At 36.4% G+C, this 18,513-nt stretch carries 20 protein-coding genes and 1 pseudogene; 3 read left to right on the forward strand and 18 right to left on the reverse strand.

The annotated features are described in order from the left end of the window. From ACQKNR_RS04080 to ACQKNR_RS04095, 4 genes are all read right to left on the reverse strand, one after another. On the reverse strand, positions 1–414 hold the full coding sequence (locus ACQKNR_RS04080) for a Fur family transcriptional regulator (RefSeq protein ID WP_427315549.1): 414 nt from the start codon (positions 412–414) through the stop codon (positions 1–3). A gap of 13 nt (positions 415–427) precedes the next feature. Continuing rightward, positions 428–1,261, reverse strand: a complete 834-nt coding sequence (locus ACQKNR_RS04085; RefSeq protein WP_427315551.1) for a metal ABC transporter permease — start codon at positions 1,259–1,261, stop codon at positions 428–430. Further along, complete coding sequence (locus tag ACQKNR_RS04090; protein WP_427315553.1) at positions 1,261–2,031, reverse strand: metal ABC transporter ATP-binding protein; 771 nt, start codon at positions 2,029–2,031, stop codon at positions 1,261–1,263. Before ACQKNR_RS04090 ends, ACQKNR_RS04085 begins: the two co-directional genes overlap by 1 nt. A gap of 277 nt (positions 2,032–2,308) precedes the next feature. After that, positions 2,309–3,187, reverse strand: coding sequence for a YitT family protein (locus ACQKNR_RS04095; RefSeq protein ID WP_193410367.1), 879 nt, complete (start codon positions 3,185–3,187; stop codon positions 2,309–2,311). Positions 3,188–3,336: 149 nt separating this feature from the next. Between ACQKNR_RS04095 and ACQKNR_RS04100 the strand changes: the two genes are divergently transcribed. Further along, positions 3,337–3,591: a DUF2624 domain-containing protein gene (locus ACQKNR_RS04100; protein WP_098384759.1), complete on the forward strand. Its 255-nt coding sequence runs from the start codon at positions 3,337–3,339 to the stop codon at positions 3,589–3,591. 19 nt (positions 3,592–3,610) lie between these two features. Here the strand turns inward: ACQKNR_RS04100 and ACQKNR_RS04105 are convergent, their stop codons facing one another. Both ACQKNR_RS04105 and ACQKNR_RS04110 read right to left on the reverse strand, forming a co-directional pair. Beyond that, a complete protein-coding gene (locus tag ACQKNR_RS04105) occupies positions 3,611–4,507 on the reverse strand; it encodes a deoxyribonuclease IV (RefSeq protein WP_427315555.1) in 897 nt (298 codons plus the stop codon). Positions 4,508–4,633: 126 nt separating this feature from the next. Next, a complete protein-coding gene (locus tag ACQKNR_RS04110; RefSeq protein WP_193410369.1) occupies positions 4,634–5,944 on the reverse strand; it encodes a DEAD/DEAH box helicase in 1,311 nt (436 codons plus the stop codon). A gap of 181 nt (positions 5,945–6,125) precedes the next feature. Between ACQKNR_RS04110 and ACQKNR_RS04115 the strand changes: the two genes are divergently transcribed. After that, on the forward strand, positions 6,126–6,851 hold the full coding sequence (locus tag ACQKNR_RS04115; RefSeq protein WP_427315557.1) for a YqfQ family protein: 726 nt from the start codon (positions 6,126–6,128) through the stop codon (positions 6,849–6,851). An 89-nt stretch (positions 6,852–6,940) separates the two neighbouring features. Beyond that, positions 6,941–7,891 carry a 4-hydroxy-3-methylbut-2-enyl diphosphate reductase gene (locus ACQKNR_RS04120; RefSeq protein ID WP_427315559.1) on the forward strand — a complete coding sequence of 317 codons (951 nt, stop codon included), beginning with the start codon at positions 6,941–6,943 and terminating at the stop codon, positions 7,889–7,891. A gap of 40 nt (positions 7,892–7,931) precedes the next feature. Here ACQKNR_RS04120 and ACQKNR_RS04125 read toward each other — a convergent pair whose 3' ends face one another. From ACQKNR_RS04125 to ACQKNR_RS04180, 12 genes and pseudogenes are all read right to left on the reverse strand, one after another. Further along, positions 7,932–9,053: a Nif3-like dinuclear metal center hexameric protein gene (locus ACQKNR_RS04125; protein ID WP_427315561.1), complete on the reverse strand. Its 1,122-nt coding sequence runs from the start codon at positions 9,051–9,053 to the stop codon at positions 7,932–7,934. Then, positions 9,050–9,757, reverse strand: coding sequence for a tRNA (adenine(22)-N(1))-methyltransferase (locus ACQKNR_RS04130; RefSeq protein ID WP_427315563.1), 708 nt, complete (start codon positions 9,755–9,757; stop codon positions 9,050–9,052). Before ACQKNR_RS04130 ends, ACQKNR_RS04125 begins: the two co-directional genes overlap by 4 nt. A gap of 165 nt (positions 9,758–9,922) precedes the next feature. Beyond that, on the reverse strand, positions 9,923–10,279 hold the full coding sequence (gene cccA / locus ACQKNR_RS04135) for a cytochrome c550 (protein WP_427315565.1): 357 nt from the start codon (positions 10,277–10,279) through the stop codon (positions 9,923–9,925). A 385-nt stretch (positions 10,280–10,664) separates the two neighbouring features. Continuing rightward, the gene (gene rpoD, locus ACQKNR_RS04140) at positions 10,665–11,792 is read right to left on the reverse strand and encodes an RNA polymerase sigma factor RpoD (RefSeq protein ID WP_000764061.1); all 1,128 of its coding nucleotides are present in this window, start codon (positions 11,790–11,792) and stop codon (positions 10,665–10,667) included. Between the two features lie 59 nt (positions 11,793–11,851). After that, positions 11,852–13,648: a DNA primase gene (gene dnaG, locus ACQKNR_RS04145; RefSeq protein ID WP_193410374.1), complete on the reverse strand. Its 1,797-nt coding sequence runs from the start codon at positions 13,646–13,648 to the stop codon at positions 11,852–11,854. 38 nt (positions 13,649–13,686) lie between these two features. Then, positions 13,687–14,098: pseudogene (locus ACQKNR_RS04150) on the reverse strand (YaiI/YqxD family protein). A gap of 411 nt (positions 14,099–14,509) precedes the next feature. Continuing rightward, positions 14,510–15,322 (reverse strand): pyruvate, water dikinase regulatory protein, encoded by an 813-nt coding sequence (locus ACQKNR_RS04155; protein ID WP_427315568.1) that lies wholly within the window; start codon positions 15,320–15,322, stop codon positions 14,510–14,512. A gap of 29 nt (positions 15,323–15,351) precedes the next feature. Then, positions 15,352–15,984 carry a helix-turn-helix transcriptional regulator gene (locus ACQKNR_RS04160; RefSeq protein WP_000583758.1) on the reverse strand — a complete coding sequence of 211 codons (633 nt, stop codon included), beginning with the start codon at positions 15,982–15,984 and terminating at the stop codon, positions 15,352–15,354. 107 nt (positions 15,985–16,091) lie between these two features. After that, the gene (gene recO / locus ACQKNR_RS04165) at positions 16,092–16,838 is read right to left on the reverse strand and encodes a DNA repair protein RecO (protein ID WP_193410376.1); all 747 of its coding nucleotides are present in this window, start codon (positions 16,836–16,838) and stop codon (positions 16,092–16,094) included. Between the two features lie 33 nt (positions 16,839–16,871). Further along, positions 16,872–17,015 carry a YqzL family protein gene (locus ACQKNR_RS04170; RefSeq protein ID WP_000883924.1) on the reverse strand — a complete coding sequence of 48 codons (144 nt, stop codon included), beginning with the start codon at positions 17,013–17,015 and terminating at the stop codon, positions 16,872–16,874. A gap of 176 nt (positions 17,016–17,191) precedes the next feature. Next, complete coding sequence (gene era, locus ACQKNR_RS04175) at positions 17,192–18,097, reverse strand: GTPase Era (protein ID WP_193410377.1); 906 nt, start codon at positions 18,095–18,097, stop codon at positions 17,192–17,194. Next, positions 18,090–18,488: a cytidine deaminase gene (locus ACQKNR_RS04180; protein ID WP_427315570.1), complete on the reverse strand. Its 399-nt coding sequence runs from the start codon at positions 18,486–18,488 to the stop codon at positions 18,090–18,092. Before ACQKNR_RS04180 ends, era begins: the two co-directional genes overlap by 8 nt. Between the last annotated feature and the right edge of the window lie 25 nt (positions 18,489–18,513).

Consider the following 18,513-nt stretch of genomic DNA (forward strand, 5'->3'; position numbering starts at 1 on the left):
TTACTTTACACATTTTGGACAACGACCATATATTTCAAATTTATGCCCCGTTACTTCATAACCGTTAAAATTTTTATTCATAAAATCCATTGGGCAGGAAGTAATCTCTTTCGTGCCCCCGCAATCTAAACAAATAAAATGATGATGATGTTCCATAATGGAACATGTAAAACGAAAATGTTTTTCACCATTTAATTCCGTTTGTTCTAAAACACCGATTTCGGCAAAAACCGTTAAGTTACGATAAATCGTATCAAAGCTAAGACCTGGATAATCATCCTTCATATGCTCTAAAACGTCTTTCGCAGTTAAATAACGATTGTGAGCCGCAAATAATCGGAGCATCTCTTCTCTTTTCCCAGTATGTTTGTATCCTTTTTCTTTCATTAGGCGCAAAGCTTCTGTTAGATTCATACCTATCCCTACTTTATGCAGTTTTTTTCTTCTTCCATAAAATTGCACCGATCAAAATAAGAACTGCTATCATAACAATTGTACCACCTGGTGCTAGATCAAGTTGATACGAAGCAAACATTCCACCAATTACTGCAATTTCACCAAATAAAATGGAAAAGAAAATTGTTTGTTTAAATCCCTTAGCAATACGAATACTTGCTGCAACTGGTAACGTCATTAAAGATGATACGAGAAGAACACCTACAACACGCATTGATACTGCAATAACAAGCGCAACTAAAATAATAAAAATAAAGTGAATCCACTTTGCACTCAAACCGGTTGATACAGCGTATTCCTCATCAAATGATAGTAAAAACAACTCTTTGTATAATAAACTAATCGTTGCAATAACAACAATTGCTACAATACCGATAATAATTAAATCCGTACTTGTAACAGCACTTACACTACCAAATAAATAACTAAATAAATCTGTGTTAAATCCATTTGCAAGTGAAATGAAAATAACACCGATGCCCATTCCTGCTGAAAGAATAATTGGAATTGCTAATTCTTGATAATGCTTATATACAGTTCGCAATTTTTCAATCAGTAACGCTCCACCAATCGAGAAAATCATTCCCATATATAAAGGATTTAAAAATCCCCCTGTAAAAATTGTTTTTTCAAGTAATAAACTTGCAGCAATACCCGATAACGTCACATGACTTAACGCATCTGCAATAAGCGACATGCGGCGAATTACAACGAACACACCGATAAGCGGTGCAACAAGCCCTATTAAAATACCTGCGTATAAAGAATTACGTAAAAAGTCATATTGTAAAAAATCTTGTATCATTATATCCTCCCGTGATGCTCATGCTCGTGTTCTAAGCGGTGAACATGATGTCCATATAAGACGGACATTTCTGCATCTTCTAACTCTCGGAACTTCTCTACATTTCCATGGAAATGTAGATGTTGGTTTAGGCATGCAACATGTGTTACTTTTTCGGTAACAGCTCCCATGTCATGAGTAACAAGAATTAATGTGATTCCCAACTTTTTGTTTAAATCCTCTAATATCTCATAAAAACTTTCTACATTTTTCACATCGATCCCAACAGTAGGCTCGTCCAAAATAATTAATTCAGGATCACTAACGAGCGCACGAGCAATAAATACACGCTGTTGTTGTCCACCAGAAAGCTCTCCAATATTACGACCTTGAAACTCACTCATCCCTACATCAGCAATCGCTTTTTCTACCTTTGTCTTATCGTCTTTTGTGAAAAAGCGAAAAAGCCCTTTTTTCGAAACGAGTCCCATTGAAACAACTTCAAAAACAGTTGCTGGAAAACCAGAGTTAAAGCTATTTGCTTTTTGGGATACATAGCCAACTTTGTTCCATTCTTTAAACTTCTTGCTATCAACACCAAACAAACGAATACTTCCCTGTTTTGGCTTTAAAACGCCTAATAAACATTTAAGCAAAGTTGATTTTCCTGAACCATTCGGTCCAACTAAACCTAAAAAAGCTCCCTTCGGAACTTGCAAATTAATATCCTCTAACACATTTCGATCTTCATATCGAAATGTTAATCCTTCAATCTCTAATATATTATCCATAGTATCTCACCTATTTTAATTCAGAATGATTCCGATTTATATCTATTTGAATTATAGTACAGCTTATTATAGTTGTAAACCAATCTGCCTAAAATATATCTATTTTTTCAAGAAACCTTATTATTATAACAAAAAGCAGAGAAAAATTCTCTGCTTCCGAAAAATATTCCTATAAAGTGAAACTTTAATCAGAGGGGGGCCCATCCCCACTGATTATTAGTTGAACAAATCAGGCTTTTACGGGCAGTAAACTCCCACAAATAGCAGGATTAACTTTTTAGTGAATAGCTGATTTAAACTTACCACCATTTGTCTCTTGCGTACTCATAATAGTAACGAACGCATTTTCATCAATTTCATGCACAATTGATTTTAACTTCGTCACTTCCAGACGCGTTACAACTGCATAAATAACTTCTTTTTCTTTATCTGTATAGCCACCTTTTGCTACAAGCTTTGTAGTTCCACGACCAAGGCGATGCAATATTGCATTTGATACTTCCTCATATTGATCTGATACAATTAAAACTGCTTTCGTTTCATCTAACCCTTGAATTACTGTATCAATTGTTTTGAATGCGATATAGTACGTCATAACAGAATACATTGCTTGTTCAACACCAAATACAAATGCTGCCCATGCAAAAATGAATAAATTCACAAACATTACGAATTCACCAACAGAAAACGGTAATTTCTTCGTTAATAAAATACCCATAATTTCAGTTCCATCTAACGATCCACCATGACGAATCACAAGCCCTACACCAAGACCTAAAATGAGACCACCAAACACTGTCGCTAAAATTGGCTCCGTTGTAAATGGCGGCACTGCATGTAATGTTGATTCAATAAACGCTAAAGCTACGATACCAAATGCCGAAGATAACATGAATGTTTTTCCAATTTGCTTATAACCCGAGTACATAAACGGGATATTGAGAATAACGACTAAAGTAGAAAAGCTTAACCACCAAATATTCGGAGTAAGATAATCTAATATAAGAGAAATACCAATAATTCCACCATCAATAATTTTATTTGGCATTAAAAATAGTTCGATTGCCACCGCCGCGCATGCTGCTCCAAAAATAATCATAACTAAACGATAGATGAGATGAATAACACTTTCTTTTCGATGTTGCTTTTTTTCCATAAGTCCTCCTTATACTCTTTCTCTGTAGTTTTGTCCTTACATTATAACATACGCTTCTTTTCCTCATGAAAAAAGAAACTCTATAAGAATATGTACAAGCTATATGCTCATATATTTCGATAGAAGAACGTGTGAAGGAGGATAACACGATGAACCTCATTAAACAAATTGTTAATAAAAAATTAAATCATATTTCTACAAAGGAGTTATTGAAATATAGTAAAGAATATGAAGTTCCGATTACAACCGCACAAGCTGATCAAATTGTTTTACTTATGAAAGGAAAGAATATTAACATTTACGATAATAACGAACGACTAGAGCTTTTAAAACAAATCGCAAAAGTAACCTCTCCTGCTACCGCCCAACAAGTAAATATATTATTTCAACAACTACTAAAATAAGGAGGGGAAAATCCCCTCCTTATTGTGCTTTAATTTTTTCAAGAAGTCCCTCATCAAAAGTACCGTTTTTCAGCATTTCGATTTCCAATTTGTATGGTGGCTTCTTATCTTTTTTATCTTCCCCTACATACGGTGTTTCAAGGATTTTCGGTACATGCATTAACTGCGGATGATGTACAATGTGATGCAATGCTTTATAGCCAATGTGACCGAAACCGATGTTTTCATGACGGTCTTTTCCTGCCCCGCGTACATTTTTACTATCATTAATATGAAGTACTTGTAAACGATTAATTCCAACAATCTTATCAAATTCATTTAACACACCGTCAAAATCATTTACAATATCATACCCTGCATCGTGCGTATGACACGTATCAAAGCATACAGATAGTTTCTCATTATATTTTACACCATCAATGATTTTCGCAATTTCTTCGAAGCTACGACCACATTCAGTTCCTTTTCCTGCCATCGTTTCTAGCGCAATATTAACCGTTTGTTCTGGCGTTAGTACTTCGTTAAGTCCCTTAATAATTTGTTGAATACCAGCATCTGCTCCTGCACCAACGTGGGCTCCTGGATGAAGAACAATTTGTTTCGCTACACCTAACGCTGCTGTTCTTTCAATTTCCATGCGAAGGAAGTCTACACCTAATTGGAACGTTTCTGGCTTCGTCGTATTCCCAACATTAATAATATATGGCGCATGGACGATAATTTCCTCAATACCGTTCAGTTCCATATGCTTTCTTCCTGCTTCTATGTTCAATTCTTCAATTGGTTTTCTTCTTGTATTTTGCGGTGCACCTGTATATATCATAAACGTCGTTGCACCGTATGAAACAGCCTCTTCACTTGCTGCTAATAACATCTTCTTACCACTCATTGAAACATGAGATCCAATCTTTAACATACAATCACCTCTTCAATTTACAATAGTTATAATGATAGCATAATTTGTAGAAATATGTAGCGAATTGTTCCTATACAAAAATTACTACATAAATGAAATGGATAAAAAAAGATAAGGGGATTCCCCTTATCTTTTTTTATTGCTATATTTTCGTTTCACTTTTTCACGTTCTGTTGCAAGCTTTCGCTTATAATTTGGTTTTACTTTTTTCGGCTTTTTAACAACTTTTGTTGCCATAACATCAAGTTCATCATTCGGTTTTTTACGGCTCTTACGACGACGACGGTCACCTAGATCCACCCAATCATCTCCGCGTAAATCTACATGCTTAAACTCGATATGACGTTGTTTTTCTAAACTATCTAACGCTTCTTCGTTTGCTGGGTCATAGATCGTTACTGCAATACCTGAATAACCTGCACGTGCTGTTCTTCCAACGCGGTGAACGAAGAAATCTAAATCTGATGGAAGTTCATAGTTAATAACATGGCTAATTCCTTCAATATCGATACCACGAGCTGCTAAATCTGTCGCAACAATATATTGGAATTCAAGGTCACGAATTTGCTTCATCATTTTTTTACGATCACGTGGTGTTAAATCTCCGTGAATTCGTCCAACTTTTAAACCACGCTCTGTTAATCCGTCAGCCACTTGGTCTGCCATTTTCTTCGTATTTGTGAAAACAATTGCTAAATACGGTTTAAATTGAAGTAACATCTTTTTCACTAAATCGATTTTGTTACGATGTTTAGAGGGCACTAAATAATGCTCAATATTTCCAGCCGCAACTTGTTTTGGATTGATATGAATATGCTCTGGATTCTCCATATATTTCTTCAGAAACGGTTTTAGTTTTTGAGGAATTGTTGCAGAGAAAACTAGCATTTGCAAGTTTTTAGGCATGCGCGCTGCAATTTTGTCTACATCTTGAATGAATCCCATATCAAGCATTAAGTCTGCTTCATCGACAATAATCGTATTTGCTTTATGAACAAATAACGCTTGTTCTTCTACTAAGTCTTTAATACGCCCTGGTGTTCCAACTACAATATGAGGTTGTTTTTTCAACTTTTCAATTGATCGCTGTTTATCAGTTCCACCAATTAAACAACGCGCTGTAATCATTTGATCTTCCGCACAGAACTTTGTTAATTTCACGATTTCTTCGTAAATTTGTTGTGCTAACTCACGAGTAGGCGCTGTAATAACAAGTTGTACTTCTTCACGATTTGCATTAATTCTGTTCAGTGTAGGAAGTAAGTATGCATGTGTTTTCCCAGAACCCGTTTGGGATTGTCCAATTACACTTACACCTTTTTTCACGACCGGGAAAATTTTCTGCTGAATTCCTGTCGGCTCTGTAAAGCGTAGTTCACGAACTGCATCTATTAAAAATGGTTTAAAATCATACTGTGTAAAAGTTTGTTGTGTCATAAGTTACACCTTCTTTCTAAATTTTCTACTGCGTGCACAAATCAGTCAAGTCTACATTATATCGAAATCTAAAGGTAAAATCCATCTTTAGTTTAGGTTTTCATCCCAAAAACTAACCTTCTTACTCTTTACTGCATATTGTATGTGTATATACCTAACTGAAGAAAGGAGGATTTCTCATATGTATCCAAAATCCCCTATAAGGCAAATGTATCCGAATCAAGGGCAGCAACCTTACACGCCATATCCCATTCCACAACTACCACCGATGGCACAAAAAAAGAAGGGTTTCCTTGCTAAACTCTTTAAAAAACACGATCCGACCGAACCTTTCATGCAAATGGTTCCGCCTTATCGACAAATGGAAGGGCCACCGATGATGCATCAGCAACCGCCGCAGCAATATCAACAGCAATACCCGCAGCAATATCCACAACAGTATCAGCAACAACAGCAACCATACATGCAGCAGCCTCCCCAACAAATGATACCACCTCAAATGTATGAATCAAATGAAACGCGTGGCGCCGCAACAACTACAGCTGCCGCGACATCTAACAGCGGCATCGGAAGTTTTTTTTCGAATTTAATTTCGAATCCAACTAACATGATAAATAATATCGAAAAAGTATCACAAGTCGTTCAATCTGTAGGTCCTGTCGTCGAACAGTATGGCCCCATTATGCGTAGTTTACCAAGCATTGTTAAAATCCTCACCTCTGGAAAAAGTACGGAAGAAAATCAAACTGAAGATGTAACAGAGCAGGTTGAGGTAGCAACTCCACCTCCTACGCCCCAAAATAGAAAAAGAAAGCGAAAAAAAATAGTGATTGAGCCTGTAATAGAAAAAGAATTACCAGAAGAACCTGTTCAACAAACAGCAACAAAACCAAAACTATATGTGTAACAATCCTTTGTTTTCTATCCACTCCTCCTTTATAATGTAAAAGACTATGCACAAAAGTATCCCTTGTTTAGAAGGAGAGGATTACTCACATGAAAATTGTTAAAATTTCCCCTCGTGGTTATTGCTACGGTGTTGTCGATGCAATGGTGATTGCACGTAACGCTGCATTAGATAAATCATTACCGAGACCCATTTATATTTTAGGTATGATTGTTCACAATAAACATGTTACAGACGCTTTTGAAGAAGATGGAATCATTACGTTAGACGGACCAAGTCGCTTAGATATTTTAGATCAAATCGATTCTGGCACTGTTATTTTTACTGCTCACGGTGTTTCTCCTGAAGTGAAACAACGCGCAAAAGAAAAAGGTTTAACGACAATTGATGCCACTTGTCCAGATGTTACAAAAACGCATGACCTTATTGAAGCAAAGAAAGCAGAAGGGTACCATGTCATTTATATCGGTAAAAAAGGACATCCAGAGCCAGAAGGCGCGGTTGGTATTGCACCTGATATCGTTCATCTTATCGAAAGAGCTGATGATTTAGAAACATTAGAAATCCCAACGGATAAAATTTTAGTTACGAATCAAACAACAATGAGTCAATGGGATGTTCAACATTTAATGGAAGACATTCAGAAAAAATTTCCAACAGCAGAATTCCATAAGGAAATTTGTTTAGCAACTCAAGTTCGCCAAGAAGCTGTAGCTAAACAAGCGGATGTGGCAGATTTAACAATCGTTGTTGGTGATCCAAAAAGTAACAATTCAAATCGCTTAGCGCAAGTATCACAAGAAATTGCTGGTACAAAAGCCTATCGTGTTGCAGATGTAAGTGAAATTCAATTAGAGTGGCTACAAGGTGTAGAAAACGTAGCTGTTACAGCAGGTGCTTCTACTCCAACACCAATTACAAAAGAGGTTATCGCTTTCTTAGAGCAATATGACCCAACAAACCCAACTACGTGGGAAAGAATTCGAAAAGTACCACTTCAAAAGATCTTACCTCGTGTAAAAGTGAAAAAAGAACAATAATAAAAACCGTTGCCTACATGAGCAACGGTTTTTATTTTTCTTATACAAATGTGAATGGATCTGTATGTAACTGCGAAGCATGAATTTGTACATTAAATTTCTTTGCATCCACTTTTTCTTGCAGTTGCTTTTGCACACCTTGCTTCATTACTTTTTCAACGTTATGTCCTGGATCAACTATATTTAAACCGAGCATCATCGCATCATGAGCAACATGGTAATACATGTCACCTGTTACATATACATCTGCCCCTTTAAATTTCGCTTGGTTTATATATTTATTACCGTCTCCACCAAGTACAGCGACTTTACGCACTTTATCATCTAACTTGCCGACAACTCTTGCGCCCTTCACGTCTAATGATTGTTTCACATGTTCAGCAAACTGCCCAAGCGTCATTGCTTCTTGTAAATATCCTATTTTTCCAAGACCTAAGGTTTCACCTTTATTATCAAGAGGATATACATCATATGCCACTTCTTCATATGGGTGAGCTACCAACATCTCTTTCATAACTTTTCTTTGTAGTGAAGCTGGAATTATCGTTTCGATACGTACCTCTTCCACACGTTCTAACTGCCCAGTTTCCCCGATATAAGGATTTGTTCCCTCCTGAGGTACAAACGTACCTGCTCCCTCACTACTGAACGTACAGTGGCTATAATTACCGATATGACCAGCACCTGCGTCTCCCAGTGCTTTACGCACTTCTTCTGCATGAGTTACTGGTACAAACACAACAATTTTTTTCATTTCTTCCGCATATGTCGGAACTAATACTTCTGTATGTTGTAAACCTAGCGCATCAGCAAGTAAATCATTTACTCCACCTTTCGCAACATCTACATTTGTATGAGCGGCATAAACTGCAATATCATTTTTAATACACGCTTCAATAATTCTTCCGTACGCTTTATCTGTATGAATCGCTTTTAACGGATTAAAAATTAAAGGGTGATGTGCAATAATGACATTCGCTCCTAATTGAATCGCTTCATCCACAACTTCCTCCGTTACATCTAAAGCAATCAATACGTGCTGCACGGGTTTATTAAGTGCTCCAATCTGTAAACCAATCTTATCTCCTTCCATCGCCAAATGCTTCGGATACATACTTTCAAATAAAGAAATAATTTCATGGCCATTTGGAATTTTACTCATGATAAAACCTCTCCTATCATTTTCATTTTCACTTCTATTTCTGCACGTTTCGTTTTTGTCTCTTCAGAATCAGCCGCACGCTCTAATTGTTTTAGGATATTTTGGAAATTTTCCAATTCCCCTTCCCACTTTTCAACAAAAGCTGCACTCTTTTCTTTCATTAAAAATGGACCCATAAATAATTCAGCTTGTTTATTATCCGAGTAAGGTGCTGCAATATTTCCTCGTTCCCCAACTAAAATCTCGTAAATCTTTCCGTCTTCTTTTACGATTTTCTCATGGATAAGCTCCCATCCATTTTCAATAAACCATTCACGAATATGGTGCGCAGCAATATTCGGCTGTAAAATTAAACGCGTTACACCTTCAAGTTTTTCTTTACCACTTTCTAAAATGTCACGAATTAACGCTCCACCCATACCAGCAATTGTAATAACATCTACTTCTCCTGGTGTAATAACTGCTAATCCATTACCCTTACGCACGTCTACTTTATCTTGTAAGCCACTTTCAGCTACAGTTGCTTGTGCAGAGCGGAATGGCCCATCTACAACTTCTCCTGCAACTGCTTTTGTAGCAATATTATTTATAATTGTATAACACGGTAAATACGCATGATCCGATCCAATATCAGCAATTGTAGATCCTACTGGAATCTCACGCACAACTTCTTCTAATCGTTTTGAAAGCTTTACTTCATTCATGTATTTCCATTACTCCTTCTCTTGTCAGTCTGTCTCCATGATAATGAATTTATAGTAGTTGTTGCAAGCCCATAATAACAATTCAATTCTCTATTACTCATCGTATTTTAGAAAGTATAGAAAAACAAGCCTTTTGCTTTTGCAAAAGGCTTGTTATACGAAACTTTATTTTTTCTTCGATAACCAATCAGCTACTTTAGCTGCTTGATCAGCTGGAACTACATTTGGTGGCATATTTCCTTTTCCTTTCGAAAGAATTTCTTTAATTTCATCCTTTGAAAGTTTCCCACCAATTTTTTGTAAGTTAGGTCCTACCGCTCCTTGTAACTGATCACCATGACAGCTCGTACAGCTTTGCTTCACAATATCCTCCGGCTTCGATGCTGTTTGCGTTGGCTTCCCGCCATTTTTTGCATCAGCTAACTCTTTAGATTTATTTAGCCCCTGAAATGAAAATACAAACATAACGATAATACCTAATGCTGCAATAAGAGCGAACGGAATCAGCGGATTACGTTTCATATCTCTTCTCCCCCCTCTATACCCCTAAATAGTTAGATGATTCAGTCATTTCCATTGTACTTGAAAACGCTCTATCAGAAAAGAGTAAACTGCCACTTGTTAAAAATATTCCATAAATTCAGTTTATTGTTTTTTATTGCTATATCGCTTATTATTTCGATAATTATTAACGTTTCTCATCATATTTTTCGCTTTTCTACATATTTTTTTGTATAGAATAAACAAAATTAATCGAAAAATCGAAAAATGAGCATTTGCAAATCAAAAGACAATTCTGTAAAATAAATTACAAGAAATTGTAATCGTTGCCGATAGATAAATTTTAACAAAAATTAACAAAATAAAAAAGTTTACTTCACAAAGGTGAAGTAAACTTAAAAAGAACCTATTCTAAGAAATCCTTAAGACGTTTACTGCGGCTTGGATGTCTTAATTTACGAAGTGCTTTTGCTTCAATTTGACGGATACGTTCTCTCGTTACGCCGAATACTTTCCCAACTTCTTCAAGCGTACGAGTTCGTCCATCATCTAAACCAAAACGAAGACGTAGAACATTTTCTTCACGATCTGTTAGTGTATCTAACACATCTTCTAATTGTTCTTTTAGCAATTCATACGCTGCATGGTCCGCAGGCGATGTTGCTTCTTGGTCTTCAATAAAATCACCTAAATGGGAGTCATCTTCTTCACCAATTGGTGTTTCAAGAGAAACTGGCTCCTGTGCAATTTTTAAGATTTCGCGTACTTTTTCTGGAGCAAGATCCATTTCTTCACCAATCTCTTCAGGAGATGGTTCGCGTCCTAAATCTTGTAATAATTGACGTTGTACACGAATTAACTTATTAATTGTTTCAACCATATGAACTGGAATACGAATTGTTCGCGCTTGGTCTGCAATCGCACGTGTAATCGCTTGGCGAATCCACCAAGTTGCATACGTACTAAATTTGAAACCTTTACGATAATCGAACTTTTCAACCGCTTTAATTAGACCCATATTCCCTTCTTGGATTAAGTCTAAGAAAAGCATACCACGGCCCACGTAGCGCTTTGCAATACTTACTACAAGACGTAAGTTCGCTTCTGCAAGACGACGTTTCGCTTCTTCATCGCCTTCTTCAATACGCGTTGCAAGTCGAATTTCTTCTTCTGCAGATAGTAAGTCTACACGACCAATTTCTTTTAAATACATACGAACAGGATCATTGATTTTCACACCTGGTGGCACACTTAAATCATTGAGGTCGAATTCTTCTTCCGCTTTTGTAATTTGGCGATTATTAGGACCTTCGTCGTTGTCATTGTCGCCAACTAAGTCAATCCCTTGTTCACCTAAATATTCATAGTATTCATCCATTTGATCGGATTCAATTTCAAATCCATTCATGCGTTCTGCAATCTCTTCATATGTAAGAACGCCACGTTTTTTTCCGAGCTCAGTGAGTTGTTCTTTCACTTGCTCAAGGGTCATTTCAGTTTCAATTTGTTTAGAACGAGCTGGTTTGTCAGCCATCTGTTCCCCTCCTTACGCGAGATACAAACATTCATTATACTAAAACTTTATCAAAAAAGCTATTTTCTCGCTTTTTGATTTTGTAAATATGCTACATAATATTTAGCAGCCTCTACAGGATCTGTTTTTTCCATTTGTTTTACTTTAAAGATGATTTCCATCTTTTCAAGTTTTTCCTGATGACGTCTGAGCGTCTCCAAATGGCCTTGCAACACTTCTTCTGTGTATTCTGGATTAATAAATTCATCCGTCGAAATATCAGTAATAATATTTTTCAACTTTTCATCAGAGAGCCAACTTAAAAATGTTCCGACTGAAGGTTCATTTCCCTTTTCATAATATGCGTACAGTTCATATAAAATCCCTTTATGTTCTTCTGTATGAAAATCTTCTATATGGGGTTCCATACGAACAGCCACTTCTGCACTTTGCAACATATGGTAAATAATTTCTCTTTCTGCTCTTTCAAAACCTGTTAACTTCGGTTTTGTTTGAACAATTTGAGATGGCTTAGAAACCTGCTTTACTTGTTTTTGCTGTACCTTTTGTTCTTTGCGATATTGGTGCAATTGATTCAAAAGTGTTTCCATTGAATACGAAAATTCTTGCGATAATGACTTCAAATATGATTCTGCCTGCATCGCATCCTGTAGCAACGATAACTCTTTTAAAACACTTTTCACATATTCTTCTTTGCCAGACTCATCTTGCAAATTTTTCCCTAAACGCAAATAATTTATTTTAAAACCAACAAAACTTATACTTGATTTCACAAGATTTTCAAAAGCGGTAGTCCCATATTGTTGCACATATTCATCAGGATCAAGCTTATCTGGCAAGGATGTAACTTTCACTTGGCAACCAACTTGCAACAATAATTGCCCTGCTTTCATTGTCGCCTCTCGCCCTGCTTTATCACCATCATAGCAAAGAACAACAGTTTCAACGTTACGTCGCAGAAGTTTTGCTTGTTCTTCCGTTAAAGCTGTTCCCATCGTCGCAACAGCTTCTTCCACACCACTTTTTACCGCAGCTAGTACGTCGGCATAGCCTTCAAAAAGGACCACTTGCCCACGTTTTCTAATAAACGGCCGTGCTTTGTGGAAGTTATACAACAATTTACTTTTGTGAAAAATCGGTGTTTCAGGGCTATTTAAATATTTCGGAGTGTCATCTCCTAACGCCCTTCCACTAAACGCTATCACCTTACCTTGTAACGTATGGATTGGAAACATAACTCTTCCACGGAAGCGATCATAATGACTACCATCCTTCTCACTTCTTATTAGAAGACCAGCTTGTTCCATACTAGACAGCGATAAACCTCTTTTTTGTAAAATTTTCGTTGCTGCATCCCAAGCAGGTGATGCATAACCAATTTCAAACTTCTCAATCATCTCTTTCGTAATACCACGTTTTAATAAATACGAAAGTGCTTCATTTCCCTCTTCCGTATTTACTAATAAATGATGATAATACTTCTTTAAAAGTTCATGAGCCTGTTGCATGATGACAGTGTCATCGGATATGTCTTCTTGTTGTCCTTGCCCTGATGTATACTCTGCAACCGCAATTCCATTTCTTTCACCAAGCTTTTGAACAGCCTCGGTAAAAGCCAGTCCTTCCATTTTCATCAAAAAGGAAAATACATTTCCGCCTTCTCCACATCCGAAGCAATGAAAAATTTGCTTATCAGATGAAACAGAGAATGAAGGAGAATTCTCACCATGAAATGGACAAAGGCCGAAATAGTTGCGCCCCTGCTTTCTAAGTTGAACGTACTCACCAATCACTTCGACAATATCGGATGACGTCCGAATTTGTTCAACAACTTCTTCGGGAATTCTGTTCCCCATAACTCCATCTCCGTGTCGTATTTTGTATTCGATATAAATTAAAAAATTCCTTTATAATTCGACAATATTTTTTCTAAACTTGTTAGAAGGTGCTGTCGATCACGTTGTGTAAACGATTTTGGACCTTTCGTATAGATCCCTTGTCTGCGTAAATTCGCAGATACATACCTACTATATAAAATTGTATCCATTTGCTCATCTGTTACAAATGTACCTCTTGGAGACAATACATATACACCTTTTTACAAGAAAACTGGCAAGCGCCATATCCTGTGTGATCACGAGATCCGTTGCTTTTGCATGTTGATAAATATAAAAATCAACTTCATCTTGTTTAGAATCTACATAGATCCAATTGCCTTGCTGTTTTCTTAAACGATGAGCATATGATGCGACAAACAAAATTTCGACATGAAATTTCGTTCCAACTTGCACAATTTCAGCCTTCACGGGTCATGCATCTACACCAACTAATATCTTTTTGATGTTTTGCATATTTCTGTATTCTACATCCCTTCTGTGAATCCTTCCATAATGTGCGTTTTCTTGTATAGATTTTGTCGATTTAACGTAATTACATGTCTTTTTCGTAAATCCTATCCCTAGTTTATTCTGAAAAATTAAAGTCTAAACGTAAAATATAGGTTTTTATCACAATTTTTTATTATAATATATTTTCTTCAACTACGCTACATATCCCTTTATTTTTTCATCTTACATTTCAGGATAACGAAACCCCACCTTTAATATAATGAGAAAACAGAAGAATATAAGTATAACCACTCCGCTATCATTTATTACTAATCCGCAGATATCGCATTTCATGCGAGCAAAAAAGCACATTCACCTTTGGTAAATGTGCTAAAACATTTTTTGGTTTTGCACTGCATTCACAATAATATTTGCTGTTTCTTCAATCGCTTTATTCGATACATCAATTACTTGACAATTAATTTTACTAATTACTTGCTCAAAGTGATCAATTTCTTCTTTAATACGATTAATATTTGCGTATGTCGCTCCATCACTTAATCCAAGTGATTTTAATCGTTCTTTTCGAATATGATTCAACTTATCTGGCGTAATTTTCAAACCGAAACATTTTTCTTTTGCCACTTGATATAATTCTTCAGGCGGATCTACTTCTGGTACGAGTGGTACATTGGCAACCTTCAAACGTTTGTTATGAGCTAAATATTGAGAAAGTGGTGTTTTTGATGTACGTGAAACTCCAATCAATACGATATCGGCTTTTAAAATACCACGTGCATCTCTACCATCATCATACTTCACAGCAAATTCAATCGCTTCAATTTTCTTAAAGTATTCTTCATCTAATCTACGAACAACACCAGGCTCATATCTTGGCACTTGCCCCGTAATTTCTTCAATCTGATCGATAAGAGGTCCGATAATATCGTATGCCTCTACCCCTTCTTTCGCCGCTTCTGTTAATAAATATCGACGCATATCAGGCTTCACTAACGTAAAACAAATAAGCGCTCGATTGCTCTTTGCAATCGAAATCACTTCTTTTAATGTCCCTGTATCTTCTACATACGGTACACGTCTAATATCAGGAGCGAATGGGAATTGTCCCATTGCCGCTCGAACAACCAAATCAGCCGTTTCTCCTACAGAGTCAGATACGACATATACGATTTTATTATCCATTACATTACCTCACTTTAAACAAATTACACTTATTCGTTATTTACTAAGTTTACAAACGCACGTGTAATATTTGTTTTTGTAATTCGCCCAATCACTTCTAAACCTTGCTTCGTATCTTTTACAACTGGCATCGCATCAATCTGTCTTTCTATTAATTCCATCGCAATATCATATAAAGAATCCTCTCTACGACACATCGCAATGTTTGGCATCCTTGTCATGATAATATTAACCGGAAGAGAGGTTAAATCCTGCTTTCCTAAGCTAGCTCGTAATAAATCTTTTCGAGACACAACACCAACTAATAGAGTCGACTGATCTACAACGAATAATGTACCAACATCTTCTAAAAACATCGTACAAATTGCATCGTATACAGAAACATTTTTATCAATTACAACCGGTCTAGATTGATAATCTTGTACTTTAATTTTCTTAACAGCTTCAGATAATAGCTGTCCCCCAGTTTTACCCGTATAAAAATAACCTACGCGTGGACGCGCTTCTAAATAACCAGCCATCGTTAAAATTGCTAAGTCTGGTCTTAGCGTTGCACGTGTTAAACCCAATTGCGCTGCAATTGATTCCCCTGTAATAGGACCGTGATCTTTTACAATCTGAATGATATGTTCTTGCCGTTTATTCAGCTCTATGATAATCACCACCTTTAATGCACAACGAAAAAAGTTATACTATCTCTTAAATATTATATACTAAATATGCTATTCGAAAAAGAAAGTATGTAAAAAGGACCGTATACGGCCCAAAATTATATTTGAAACTTATCAAGTTGTTCTAGGAAACGTCTTGATTTCAAATAAATCCCGCAATATTCATCATAATATGTATTCAATACTAAACGCATTTGTTTTTTTGTGCTATCCTTCACTGATACATTGCCAAGTCTATGTAAATCGAAGTGGTAGAAAAGACGTAACAATTTATGAACAGCTTCTCCTACCGGTATACGATACGGATCTTGCTCCGCATGACGTGAGCACAGAAAACCGCCTTCTCGAACAGAGAAGGCGACAAAATCTGTTTCTTGATGACAAATCGCACATGTATCAAAGTACGGGCGCATCCCTAATACTGGAAGCATTTTCGTTTGATAAATTAATGATAACACTTCTGGGTCAACACCCTCACACATATAATGCAACGTTTGATATAACATTTCAAATAAATATGGATTATGTTTTTTATCTTCTGTTGCTTTATCAGTTAACTCAACAATAAATGATGCATAAGCGGTTAAAAATATATCCTCGCGAATTTCTTTCATAGTTGAAATAATCTCGCCTTGTTGCAAAGTTCCAAGTCCAGATCCCATTTGAATAAGAAAATGCCCATGTGTCATAAGTTGCGAAACAGAGGCTAACCGGCTTTTCGGTTTTTTCGCTCCTCTTGCCATTGCACTTACCTTACCAAGTTCTCTTGAGAATATTGTAACAATCTTGTTCGTTTCTCCGTAATCTGTCGTACGGATAACGATGCCCTCAACTTTTTGAAACATGTTCGTCACCATCCAAGGTTTGAACAAAACGGGTCAAGAAATTGGAGAGTCTAGATGCGCTAGCTCCTCTTCATGTTGATCCATCTCATCGTTTACGTCTTTTTCCATCTCTTTCAAAAGCAAGTACGTTTCAATGCTTCCTGTTTTGGAGAAAAACTTCCAGGTAAAATCTAGCATAAGAATCCACCTTTCTCAATAAGCGTAGCCTATAAACCAATTTCTTTTGTTGTTATTAAATTGACCCATTTTGTCCATTTTCATGTGAGAAAAATTTTTCCTAATTTATCAAAGTTCATAAAAACCAATAATCAGCGGATGAACAAAACATCCGCTGATTACAGCTTTACTCTATTTTAGTACTCGTCCTCGCGGAAACCAAGGTCACGAAGTTGAGACATTTTATTGCGCCAATCTTTTTGTACTTTTACCCATACTTCTAAAAATACTTTAGAGCCAAGAAGTGCTTCAATATCAAAACGCGCTCGTTTTCCTACTTCTTTTAACATCTTTCCTTGTTTTCCAATAATAATTCCTTTTTGTGATGGACGTTCAACAACAATCGTCGCATTTATATAAACCGCTCCGCCTTCACGTTTTTGAATCGCATCGATAACAACAGCTACAGAATGTGGTACTTCTTCACGTGTTAAATGAAGTACTTTTTCACGAATAAGCTCCGCAATGATGAATCTCTCTGGATGATCCGTTACTTGATTATCGGGGTAATATTGTGGCCCTTCTGGTAAATACTTTTTAATTGCTCCAATTAAAGATTCCACATTATTACCGTCTAATGCAGAAATTGGTACAATCTCTGCAAACTCATGTAGTTTACGATATTGATCAATTAACTCTAACAATTGCTCTGGATGAACTTGGTCAATTTTATTAATTACCAAAAATACCGGTTGTTTCGTTTCTTGTAATTTCTCAATAATGAATTCCTCACCACGACCAAATCCTTCAACTGCATTGACCATAAACAGAACAATGTCAACCTCTTTCAATGTCGTTTGAGCCATCTTCACCATGAAGTCACCTAATTTATGTTTAGGTTTATGTATCCCTGGTGTATCAATGAAAATTACTTGTGAATCGTTTTCTGTATAAACGCCTTGAATTTTATTACGAGTTGTTTGTGGCTTATCACTCATAATAGCAATTTTTTGGCCAATAATACGATTTAAAAATGTAGATTTCCCAACATTCGGTCTGCCAATAATAGAGACAAAACCTGATTTATAACCTTTTCTATTCATGTAAATCCTCCGCTAAAAATGCTCCTGGTAACAATTCTCCGACTGTTGTCTCTTGAACGTCACCATGTAAGTTTGATAAGTATACTTTCGTATCCTGTTTACATAATTCTACCATAACTTGTCGACATGCTCCACAAGGAGGTACTGGACGCTTTGTATCCGCTACGATTGCCATAGCTGCAAACTCTTTATCTCCTTCAGAAACCGCCTTAAATAAAGCTGTTCGTTCTGCACAGTTACATAAGCCATAGGATGCATTTTCAACATTACATCCACGATATACTCTTCCATCGTGCGTTAATAATGCTGCTCCTACTTGAAATTTAGAATATGGTACGTACGCTTGTTTACGCGCTTCGATTGCTTCTTGAATTAATTGTTTGCTATTCATATTCCCGCATCCTTCCTGTTCACAA

The organism is Bacillus sp. NPDC094077 (assembly GCF_050279465.1).
Taxonomy (GTDB): Bacteria; Bacillota; Bacilli; order Bacillales; family Bacillaceae_G; genus Bacillus_A.